The 11,107-nt window shown below is 37.8% G+C and carries 12 protein-coding genes and 1 pseudogene; 11 read left to right on the top strand and 2 right to left on the bottom strand.

The window, feature by feature from the left end:
* Positions 1–114 precede the first annotated feature (114 nt).
* The 10 genes and pseudogenes from HT671_RS01620 (at position 115) to HT671_RS01575 (ending at position 7,811) form a co-directional block, all read left to right on the top strand.
* Entirely contained in the window at positions 115–405 is a 291-nt protein-coding gene (locus tag HT671_RS01620; protein WP_279586913.1) for a DUF4651 domain-containing protein, read from the top strand.
* Complete coding sequence (locus tag HT671_RS01615) at positions 402–719, top strand: thioredoxin family protein (RefSeq protein WP_138703315.1); 318 nt, start codon at positions 402–404, stop codon at positions 717–719. Before HT671_RS01620 ends, HT671_RS01615 begins: the two co-directional genes overlap by 4 nt.
* Positions 720–734: 15 nt before the next feature.
* A complete protein-coding gene (gene ytpR, locus HT671_RS01610; protein ID WP_138703314.1) occupies positions 735–1,361 on the top strand; it encodes a YtpR family tRNA-binding protein in 627 nt (208 codons plus the stop codon).
* A 41-nt stretch (positions 1,362–1,402) separates the two neighbouring features.
* Positions 1,403–2,164, top strand: a complete 762-nt coding sequence (locus tag HT671_RS01605; RefSeq protein ID WP_138703313.1) for an SDR family NAD(P)-dependent oxidoreductase — start codon at positions 1,403–1,405, stop codon at positions 2,162–2,164.
* Positions 2,165–2,241: 77 nt separating this feature from the next.
* Entirely contained in the window at positions 2,242–2,637 is a 396-nt protein-coding gene (locus tag HT671_RS01600) for a single-stranded DNA-binding protein (protein WP_000282463.1), read from the top strand.
* 269 nt (positions 2,638–2,906) lie between these two features.
* Positions 2,907–3,191, top strand: coding sequence for a co-chaperone GroES (groES, locus tag HT671_RS01595; protein WP_000917328.1), 285 nt, complete (start codon positions 2,907–2,909; stop codon positions 3,189–3,191).
* A gap of 15 nt (positions 3,192–3,206) precedes the next feature.
* Positions 3,207–4,829 carry a chaperonin GroEL gene (gene groL, locus HT671_RS01590; RefSeq protein WP_138703312.1) on the top strand — a complete coding sequence of 541 codons (1,623 nt, stop codon included), beginning with the start codon at positions 3,207–3,209 and terminating at the stop codon, positions 4,827–4,829.
* A 137-nt stretch (positions 4,830–4,966) separates the two neighbouring features.
* Positions 4,967–5,722 (top strand): annotated as a pseudogene (locus HT671_RS01585) (epoxyqueuosine reductase QueH).
* Positions 5,723–6,167: 445 nt separating this feature from the next.
* Positions 6,168–6,941: a class I SAM-dependent methyltransferase gene (locus HT671_RS01580; RefSeq protein ID WP_050261798.1), complete on the top strand. Its 774-nt coding sequence runs from the start codon at positions 6,168–6,170 to the stop codon at positions 6,939–6,941.
* Positions 6,942–6,953: 12 nt separating this feature from the next.
* A complete protein-coding gene (locus tag HT671_RS01575) occupies positions 6,954–7,811 on the top strand; it encodes an Rgg/GadR/MutR family transcriptional regulator (protein ID WP_000800708.1) in 858 nt (285 codons plus the stop codon).
* Between the two features lie 356 nt (positions 7,812–8,167).
* Here HT671_RS01575 and HT671_RS01570 read toward each other — a convergent pair whose 3' ends face one another.
* A complete protein-coding gene (locus tag HT671_RS01570) occupies positions 8,168–8,701 on the bottom strand; it encodes a DUF402 domain-containing protein (protein WP_050261797.1) in 534 nt (177 codons plus the stop codon).
* Positions 8,702–8,789: 88 nt separating this feature from the next.
* Positions 8,790–9,566 (bottom strand): recombination regulator RecX, encoded by a 777-nt coding sequence (gene recX / locus HT671_RS01565; protein ID WP_000705091.1) that lies wholly within the window; start codon positions 9,564–9,566, stop codon positions 8,790–8,792.
* Positions 9,567–9,603: 37 nt separating this feature from the next.
* Here recX and rlmD point away from each other — a divergent pair, with 37 nt between their 5' ends.
* Positions 9,604–10,959, top strand: a complete 1,356-nt coding sequence (rlmD, locus tag HT671_RS01560) for a 23S rRNA (uracil(1939)-C(5))-methyltransferase RlmD (RefSeq protein ID WP_001050265.1) — start codon at positions 9,604–9,606, stop codon at positions 10,957–10,959.
* The last annotated feature ends 148 nt before the right edge of the window (positions 10,960–11,107 follow it).

Below are 11,107 nucleotides of genomic sequence, written 5' to 3'. Positions count from 1 at the left end.
TTTGATTTTCATTGAGTATAAGAAGTCCTTTTCCTTAAAGGAAGAGGCTTTTTACTTGCTTTTCTGCTGCTTCCTCATTTGTCCTAAAGCCTTTTTTGTGTTAAAATGAATGGTATGAAAGCTAAAAAAATGTGGATGGCAGGTCTGACTCTGTTTGGTATTGGGAGCTTTGCCCTTGCTACGAAAAAAGTTGCAGATGACTATAAGCTCAGGAAGACTCAGGAAGAGTTGACAGCGATTGTGCGAGACCATTTTTCAGACATGGGGGAAATCGCGACTCTCTATGTTCAAGTCTATGAAAGCAGTCTAGAGAGCTTGGTTGGTGGCGTCATTTTTGAGGATGGTCGTCATTATACCTTTGTATATGAAAATGAAGACCTAGTCTATGAGGAGGAAGTCTTATGATACAACCAGCAAGTATAGAAGAATTAGCATCTTTAGTAGAAAAAGATGGCAAGAAGGTTTTCCTTTTTGTGGCAGACTGGTGTGGCGATTGTCGTTATATCTATCCTGCCTTGCCAGAAATTGAGGAGACCAATCCAGAGTTCACCTTTATTCGAGTGGACCGAGACCAGTATATGGATTTGGCCAAACTCTGGGATGTTTATGGAATCCCCAGCCTTGTTGTACTAGAAAAGGACAAGGAAATCGGCCGTTTTGTCAATCGCGACCGTAAAAGCAAGCAACAAATTAACGACTTTTTATTAGGACTGAAATAGGAGAAAAAGGAAACAATGATTTTTACATATAATAAAGAACATGTCGGTGATGTCCTTATGGTCATCGTGAAAAATAGCGGAGATGCCAAACTAAATGTGGAGCGCAAAGGCAAGGTAGCTCGTGTTTTCCTCAAAGATAGTGGGGAAACAGTGGCGTGGAATATTTTCGAAGTTTCAAGTTTGTTTGAAACTGCAGAGCGCGGTCAAGTCTTTTTATCAGATGAGCAAGTCGCTCGTTTGAACCAAGAATTACAAACGGAAGGTTTTGCAGAAGAAATTGTCAATGACAAGGAGCCTAAGTTTGTTGTTGGTGAGATTGTCGAGATGGTAGCCCATCCAGATAGTGATCACCTCAACATCTGCCAAGTTGCAGTCGCAAGAGACAAGACAGTACAAATCGTTGCAGGTGCTCCCAATGCGCGTGTCGGTCTGAAAACCATTGTCGCTCTTCCTGGAGCTATGATGCCCAAAGGCAATCTTATTTTCCCAGGCGAACTTCGTGGTGAAAAGAGTTTTGGCATGATGTGCAGTCCTCGTGAATTGCATCTGCCAAATGCTCCGCAAAAACGTGGGGTGCTTGAATTATCAGAAGACCAAGTTATTGGAACTCCATTTGATCCAGCTAAGCACTGGACTGTTTAAGAAGTTGTCAGTATCTGATAGACCAGATAGAAGGAAATAAGATGGCAAAAAATGTAGTGATTACAGGAGCGACATCAGGTATTGGTGAAGCAATTGCGCGTGCTTATCTGGAGCAGGGTGAGAATGTCGTTCTAACTGGACGACGGATAGACAGACTAGAAATCCTCAAGTCGGAGTTTGCAGAAACTTTTCCAAATCAAACAGTTTGGACTTTTCCGCTAGATGTCACGGATATGACCATGGTAAAGACTGTCTGCTTTGATATTCTAGAAACGATAGGTCAGATTGATATTCTGGTCAACAATGCCGGACTGGCTCTAGGTTTAGCACCTTATCAGGACTATGAAGAGTTGGATATGTTGACCATGCTGGATACCAATGTCAAAGGTTTGATGGCAGTTACTCACTGTTTCTTGCCAGCAATGGTAAAAGCCAATCAAGGACATATCATCAATATGGGCTCAACCGCAGGAATTTATGCCTATGCAGGTGCAGCAGTTTATTCAGCGACCAAGGCAGCAGTTAAGACTTTTTCAGATGGACTGCGAATTGATACCATCGCAACGGATATCAAGGTGACGACCATTCAGCCAGGGATTGTCGAAACAGATTTTTCTGCGGTACGTTTTCATGGTGACAAAGAGCGTGCTGCAATCGTCTATCAGGGCATTGAGGCCTTGCAAGCTCAGGATATTGCAGACACAGTAGTCTATGTGACCAGTCAACCTCGTCGTGTGCAGATTACAGATATGACCATTATGGCAAATCAACAAGCGACAGGTTTCATGGTTCATAAAAAATAAAAAAATTCCTCGAAAAGTTACAAATTTCTGTAACTTTTTTTGATTTCCTACGAATAGATAAGTAGGAGGAAGAAAATATGTATAATAAAGTTATCATGATTGGACGCTTGACGTCTACACCAGAATTGCACAAAACCAATAATGACAAGTCAGTAGCGCGAGCAACTATCGCTGTGAACCGTCGTTACAAAGATCAAAATGGGGAGCGCGAAGCTGACTTTGTCAATTTGGTTCTTTGGGGCAGACTAGCAGAAAGCTTGGCCAGCTACGCAACTAAAGGAAGTCTCATTTCAGTGGATGGAGAATTGCGTACCCGTCGCTTTGAGAAAAATGGTCAAATGAACTATGTGACCGAAGTACTTGTCACAGGATTCCAACTTTTGGAAAGTCGCGCCCAACGTGCCATGCGTGAAAATAATGCAGGCCAAGACTTGGCGGATTTGGTTTTGGAAGAGGAAGAATTGCCATTTTAATACTCTTCGAAAATCTCTTCAAACCACGTTAGCTTTATCCACAACCTCAAAGCAATGCTTTGAGCAGCCTGCGGCTAGCTTCCTAGTTTGCTCTTTGATTTTCATTGAGTATAAACATTAAAAAGTCTGAGTTGGTCTCAGGCTTTTTATCTTGAGAAAGTCAGACTTTTTTCTTGACTATTTCTGACCAAGTGATACAATAGAACTATGAATTAGCACTCAGATATAAAGAGTGCTAATACTATCTATCTCATTATGGAGGAAAACAGATGTTGAAACCATTAGGAGACCGTGTGGTCTTGAAAATCGAAGAAAAAGAACAAACTGTTGGAGGCTTTGTCCTTGCAGGCTCAGCCCAAGAAAAAACAAAAACAGCCCAAGTTGTAGCTACTGGACAAGGTGTTCGTACCTTGAACGGTGACTTGGTAGCTCCAAGCGTTAAGCCTGGAGACCGTGTCTTAGTTGAAGCCCACGCAGGTCTTGATGTCAAAGATGGCGATGAAAAGTACATCATCGTAGGCGAAGCTAACATCTTGGCAATCATTGAAGAATAGAAGGAGAAAGTAAGTATGTCAAAAGAAATTAAATTTTCATCAGATGCTCGTTCAGCTATGGTTCGTGGTGTCGATATCCTTGCAGACACTGTTAAAGTAACCTTGGGACCAAAAGGTCGTAACGTTGTGTTGGAAAAATCATTTGGTTCACCACTCATCACCAATGACGGTGTGACTATTGCCAAAGAAATTGAATTAGAAGACCATTTTGAAAATATGGGTGCCAAATTGGTATCAGAAGTAGCTTCAAAAACCAATGATATCGCAGGTGATGGAACTACAACTGCAACTGTTTTGACCCAAGCAATCGTTCGCGAAGGAATCAAAAACGTCACTGCTGGAGCAAATCCAATCGGCATTCGTCGTGGAATTGAAACAGCGGTTGCTGCAGCGGTTGAAGCTTTGAAAAACAACGCCATCCCTGTTGCCAACAAAGAAGCTATCGCTCAGGTTGCTGCCGTATCTTCTCGTTCTGAAAAAGTCGGTGAGTACATTTCTGAAGCCATGGAAAAAGTTGGCAAAGACGGTGTCATCACTATCGAAGAGTCACGTGGTATGGAAACAGAACTTGAAGTTGTAGAAGGTATGCAGTTTGACCGTGGTTATCTTTCACAGTATATGGTGACAGATAGCGAAAAAATGGTGGCTGACCTTGAAAATCCGTACATCTTGATTACCGATAAGAAGATTTCCAATATCCAAGAAATCTTGCCACTCCTCGAAAGTATTCTCCAAAGCAATCGTCCACTCTTGATTATTGCAGATGATGTGGATGGCGAAGCTCTTCCAACTCTTGTTTTGAACAAGATTCGTGGAACCTTCAACGTGGTAGCAGTCAAGGCACCTGGATTTGGTGACCGTCGCAAAGCCATGCTTGAAGATATCGCCATCTTAACAGGCGGAACAGTTATCACAGAAGACCTTGGTCTTGAGTTGAAAGATGCGACAATTGAAGCTCTTGGTCAAGCAGCGAGAGTGACCGTGGACAAAGATAGCACGGTTATTGTAGAAGGTGCAGGAAATCCTGAAGCGATTTCTCACCGTGTTGCGGTTATCAAGTCTCAAATCGAAACTACAACTTCTGAATTTGACCGTGAAAAATTGCAAGAACGCTTGGCCAAATTGTCAGGTGGTGTAGCGGTTATTAAGGTCGGAGCCGCAACTGAAACTGAGTTGAAAGAAATGAAACTCCGCATTGAAGATGCCCTCAACGCTACTCGTGCAGCTGTTGAAGAAGGAATCGTTGCAGGTGGTGGAACAGCCCTTGTAAATGTTATCCCAGCCGTGGCTGATTTGGAATTGACAGGAGACGAAGCAACAGGACGCAATATTGTTCTCCGTGCTTTGGAAGAACCTGTTCGTCAAATCGCCCACAATGCAGGATTTGAAGGTTCAATCGTTATCGATCGTTTGAAAAATGCTGAAGTTGGTACAGGCTTCAACGCAGCAACTGGCGAGTGGATCAACATGATTGAAGAGGGAATCATCGACCCAGTTAAAGTGAGCCGTTCAGCTCTTCAAAATGCAGCATCTGTAGCCAGCTTGATTTTGACTACGGAAGCAGTTGTAGCCAATAAACCAGAACCAGTAGCTCCGGCTCCGACAATGGATCCAAGCATGATGGGCGGCATGATGTAAGCTTTCTATAGAAAACAACTTATAAAAAACACAAAAGGAGGGAATGCCTACCCCTCCTTTTTATGCTATTCACTTCTAAATTGATTTGAGCTCTCCTAATTTATATGATAAAATAAGACTAGAAAAAGGAGAATAACATGATCGATGTAGAAGAAATTCTGAGCAAGATGAACCCCAATCAGAAGATTAATTATGACCGTGTCATGCAGAAGATGGTACAAGTATGAGAGAAAAATGAGCATCGGCCAACCATTCTCATGCATGTTTGCTGCGCCCCTTGCAGTACCTATACCCTAGAATATTTGACCAAGTATGCAGATGTGACCATCTATTTTGCTAATTCTAATATCCATCCCAAGGCAGAATACCATAAGCGGGCTTACGTCACCCAAAAATTTGTCAGTGATTTCAATGAGAGGACAGGAGATGTGGTTCAGTACCTAGAGGCTCCCTATGAACCAAATGAATAACGTAAGTTAGTCAGAGGACTGGAAGAAGAGCCTGAAGGTGGCGACCGTTGCAAGGTTTGTTTTGACTACCGACTGGATAAAACAGCGCAAGTGGCTATGGACTTGGGCTTTGACTACTTTGGTTCAGCCTTGACCATCAGTCCTCATAAGAATTCTCAAACCATCAATAGCATCAGAATCGATGTGCAAAAAATTTACACGACCCACTATCTTCCCAACGATTTCAAGAAAAATCAAGGCTACAAACGTTCAGTAGAGATGTGTGAGGAGTATGATATCTATCGTCAATATTATTGTGGCTGCGTCTATGCAGCCCAAGCCCAGAATATTGACCTGGTTCAAGTTAAGAAGGACGCCACAGCATGCTTGTTGGATAAGGATGTTGAGAAAGACTATTCTCATATCAAATTTATAGTAGATTGAAACTAGAATAGTACACCTTTACTTCTAAAACATTGTTAGAAATCGATTTGACTGTCCTTATTTCATTTTACTATACTATTACGAAATTAGATATATAAATGAAAACTTGCCTCAAGGTAGGTTTTTTGCTAGTAGAAAAGCGATAGACAGAAATTGTTGGACTCTTAAAAAAATGAAGTTTTGCTCAAAAGAGCTTTTTAAATTAAAACGAGCAATTATCAGTTCAAATCTGTTTCAAAAGAAGAACGGATAAATTAATCGATGCTTTGTTTTTGAGTTAGGAAGTTAAGCATGCCAAACTGAGTCGTAGGAATAAATTTCTTTATAGAAATGTGTTACAACTTTGCTATAACGGAATATTCCTTTTTTGCATTTATACAACTTATTTAACACTATCTTTATTCTTGTGATATAATGCCAAATTATAGAGTGGAGGTCATTTAAAATGATTGATAAAGTAATTGAACAATATAAAAGTCATGATAATCTTGATATTCGAGTAGAATTGCATAAGAAGTATTCAAAAAATAAATTGGGATTTAATAATTGGATATTTTCTAACTACCAAATCACTGATGAAATAAAGGTTCTAGAATTAGGATGTGGTACAGGAGAACTGTGGAAAAGCAATAGTGATTCTATAGATAAAATGAAGCAGTTGATTGTTACAGATTTTTCTAAAGATATGGTAAAATCAACGAAGTCAGTGATTGGAAATAGAGACAATGTCAACTATGAGATAATGGATATTCAAAAGATTTCTTTTGAGAATGAAACGTTTGATATTGTTATTGCTAATATGCTTCTACATCATGTGAATGATATTCCTAGAGCGCTATCTGAGGTGAATAGAGTCTTAAAAACAGGAGGTGTTTTTTACTGTGCTACATTTGGTGAAAATGGAGTTGTAGATTATTTGGCAAATTTATTTAAAGATGAGGTTAATCAAGATTTAGAAAATAAAACGTTTACTTTACAAAATGGTAAAAGGTACCTGAGTAGGTGTTTTAACTCTGTCGATACATTACTCTATGATGATGAGTTACAGGTAACTAGTATAGATGACCTAGTTAAATACATCCAATCGTTTAAAGGAATTTCAGAAATAGGTTCACTAGAAGAGGAAATAATACGTAAAAGATTGGAAAGTGAGTTTAATAATGGTATGTTGATCATTCCTAAAGAATATGGTATGTTTATCGCTCGAAAAGAAAGTTAAGGGAATGAAAGTGTGAAAAATTACGGAGAAGCTTTTCGATATTTTAGAAAATTAAACGGATATTCTTTAGAGTATGCTGCAGCTGATTCTATATCAAAATCTCAACTCTCTAGGTTTGAAAGGGGAGAAAATGAAATTTCTCTTTCAACGTTTTTTGAATTATTATCAAATATCAATGTTTCGATAGAGAATTTTTGTAATTACCTAGAAAATTATAAAAGATCGGAGTTTGATGATTTTTTGGTTAATTTATCTCCAAATTTTTATAGTTTGAATACTAAAGGATTGGAGGAAATAAAAAATGAGCAACAAAAACTTTTTGAGAAGAGTGGGGAAAAAACTCATAAAATAAATACAATTATGGTTCAGGGATTATTAAATCAGATAGATTGTAATCATGTAGTTAGTAGAGATGATCTAAATTTAGTGTATGACTATTTATTCCAGAAGGAACGATGGGAGTCCTATGAGATAACGCTGATTGGTAATTTATATCATCTTTTTGAAATAGATTATATTTACAGAGTTGGAAAAGAAATACTAGAGCGTACACATTATTACGAAAAAATCGGTAAGAATAGAAATTTAGTTGTGTCAGCTTGTTTAAATTTTTGGTTCTGTTGCCTTGAAAATTCACATCTAATATATGCAGACTACTTTGAAATGAAATTAAAAAAATTATTAAAAGATGACACAAAAGTTTTTGAAAAATCTACATTCAAATTTGTAGAAGGATATAAAATATATCTGACTGAATCTAAAGAATCTGGAATTAAACAAATGAACAATGTCATAAAATATTTTGAGTTTATTGAATCTAAAAGTATTGCTTTATATTTTCAAAAACGATTAAATGAGCTGGTAGATTAAGTATCATTTTCTCTGTCGAGATATTGTTTTTAAAATGTTGTACTAAATGATTGATGCTATGTGGAAATACAAAAAAATGTTTTTGATACGAAGTTGACCTGTATTTTTTATACTAATCATTTTCGTATTTTTTGTATTAAACGATATAAGTTTGTTGTAAACTTACAAGGAATAAAGACATTAAAAAATAACAGCATATCTATTTGTTTTATATATTTTACGAATTCTGCATAAATCTCTTCCTAGTAATGTGTTGTAACTCTGCTATAATGGATTTATTCCTTTTTGTGTTTATACAATTTATTTTATACTACCAAAAAACAAGGTCAGGATTTTGTTCCTGACCTTTGACAACTTTACCGATTCTTTAGTTCTACATAGCGCTTGTACCAAATGTTTATATAGGCTTCTGAGAAAGGACCACGTTCATTGTTAATCCAATCAACAAGAATTTTGACATGTTCTTTTAAAATATAGTCCAAGTCATCAGAATAATTCATTTTGCGTTTGTGACGCTCGTACTCTTCAACGTCCAAGAGACGTTTTTCCCCATCTGTAAAAATTTTAACATCCAAATCGTAATCAATATACTTCAGTGCTTCTTCATCCAGATAGTAGGGGCTAGCCATATTGCAATAGTAAGAAGTTCCATTATCACGAATCATGGCAATGATATTAAACCAATATTTCTTGTGAAAGTAAACAATAGCCGGTTCTCGAGTGACCCAACGACGACCATCACTTTCGGTAACAAGTGTGTGATCGTTGACACCAATAATGGCGTTTTCTGTTGTTTTTAGTACCATGGTGTCCCGCCAAGTTCGGTGGAGACTCCCATCATGCTTATAACTTTGAATTGTAATAAAGTCGCCTTCTTTTGGAAGCTTCATAACTAACCAACTTTCTACAATTTATAAGTTTATCATTTACTATTGTACCATAAAATTATCTAAAATCTGTGAATTTCACTTGGAAATATTAAAGATATTCTCTAAGAGCGCTTGCTATATCCGAAAAATCATAGCCCTTTCGTGCTAAAACTTGAGTTAAACGCTGCTTCAGTTCGTATCCTTCATACTTTCTGGCATACTTAGCATATTGCTTATCAAGTTCCTTGAAGATGAGTTCTTGAGTCGTTTCTTCGTCAATTTGGCTATCTAAGTCGTCAAAGGCAATTTTAGCATCAGAATAAGAGAAGCCCTTGTTAGTCAAGTTCTGGATTATCTTATCTTGCAAGGCACGAGCTGGAAGTTTTCCCTCATATTTTTTCAATAGTTTATTGGCTACACGTTGAGCAACTTCCGAAAAATCAAATTCTTTCAAGTTCTCTTCTATAGTAGATTTTGAAATCCCCTTTTGTGCTAGTTTCTGAGTCAGTACATAAGGCCCCTTGTCTCCTGAAAGTTGATTGGCATTGATGCTAGCATAAGCGTATTGGCTATCATTAATCCAATTATCTTCTTTGAGATTATCAATGACTTGAGAAACGATGTTTTCATCAATATCGTATTTTTTCAGATATTCTCTGACTTCTTTTTCAGTGCGTGCTTTAAAGGATAAGTGGTAGAGGGCCAGATTCTTACCATAAGAAAATTGAGCAAAGTCTTGAATCTCTTTCAATTCCTCTTCGCTTATCACCTTATCTCTCGATAACATAAAACGAACAATTGTATCTTCGGTGATATAGCATTTGTCGCCATTATCAAGCTCCATCAGATAGAGTCTTTTTTTCTTTTCAAGTTTTGTGATTTTCATAGTTCTATTATAACTCAAAATGTGATAAGATAGGGGTATGAATCTGAAAGTGAAACAAAAAATACCATTAAAAATCAAGCGCATGGGAATTAATGGTGAGGGAATCGGCTTTTACCAAAAAACATTAGTCTTTGTACCCGGTGCTCTCAAAGGCGAAGATATCTATTGTCAGATTACTTCTATTAAACGTAACTTTGTTGAAGCGAAATTATTAAAGGTCAACAAGAAGTCTAAATTCCGCGTTGTGCCAGCTTGTACTATTTATAATGAGTGCGGAGGCTGCCAAATCATGCACCTGCATTATGATAAGCAGCTGGAGTTCAAGACGGACTTGCTTCATCAAGCGCTGAAAAAATTTGCTCCTGCAGGATATGAAAACTATGAAATTCGTCCAACTATTGGAATGCAGGAACCAAAATATTACAGAGCTAAGTTACAATTTCAGACTAGAAAATTTAAAAATCAGGTCAAGGCGGGCTTATATGCACAAAACTCTCACTATTTAGTAGAGTTGAAAGATTGCCTGGTACAAGACAAGGAAACCCAAGTGATTGCTAATCGTCTAGCGGAATTACTTACTTTTCACCAAATTCCAATCACCGATGAGAGAAAAGTTCTAGGTGTTAGGACTATTATGGTTCGACGAGCAAGAAAGACTGGACAGGTTCAGATTATTATTGTTACAAATCGTCAGCTTAATTTAACCCAACTAGTAAAAGACTTAATTAAAGATTTTCCAGAAGTTGTGACAGTAGCTGTGAATACAAATACAGCTAAAACCAGTGAGATTTATGGTGAAAAGACAGAGATTATCTGGGGAGAAGAGAGTATTCAAGAAGGTGTACTCGACTATGAATTCTCACTATCTCCTCGAGCTTTCTATCAACTAAATCCTGAACAAACAGAAGTTCTTTATAACGAGGCGGTAAAAGCCTTGGATGTTGATAAAGAAGACCATTTGATTGACGCTTATTGTGGAGTTGGAACGATTGGATTTGCCTTCGCAAAGAAAGTAAAAACACTCAGAGGTATGGATATTATTCCAGAAGCCATTGAAGATGCCAAGCGAAATGCCAAAAGAATGGGATTTGACAATACTCATTATGAAGCTGGAACAGCAGAAGAGATTATTCCTCGTTGGTACAAGGAAGGCTACCGAGCAGATGCTTTGATTGTTGACCCACCACGTACAGGTCTGGATGATAAGTTATTAGATACTATTCTTACTTATGTACCAGAAAAAATGGTCTATATTTCTTGTAATGTTTCGACCTTGGCTCGTGATTTGGTACGCTTAGTAGAAGTCTATGATCTTCATTATATCCAGTCGGTCGATATGTTCCCACATACAGCTCGAACGGAAGCAGTTGTAAAATTAATTAAAAAATTTTAAAAAAGTAGTGTCAATCGAAAGTGATGATGCCCCAAAAAATGGTGAGATTGAGGGCAATTATTTTGCTTTCATTTGACACGAGGAACCCTTGAAGCTGTTTTTTCAGCTAAACCAAGGCTAGTCTTAGCCTTGGCTCTCTAGCCTCACA

The organism is Streptococcus sp. 2741 (genome assembly GCF_013276315.1).
Lineage (GTDB): Bacteria > Bacillota > Bacilli > Lactobacillales > Streptococcaceae > Streptococcus > Streptococcus pseudopneumoniae.
Note: the sequence above shows the minus strand (reverse complement) of the source record. Positions and strands in the feature narration are given on the sequence as shown.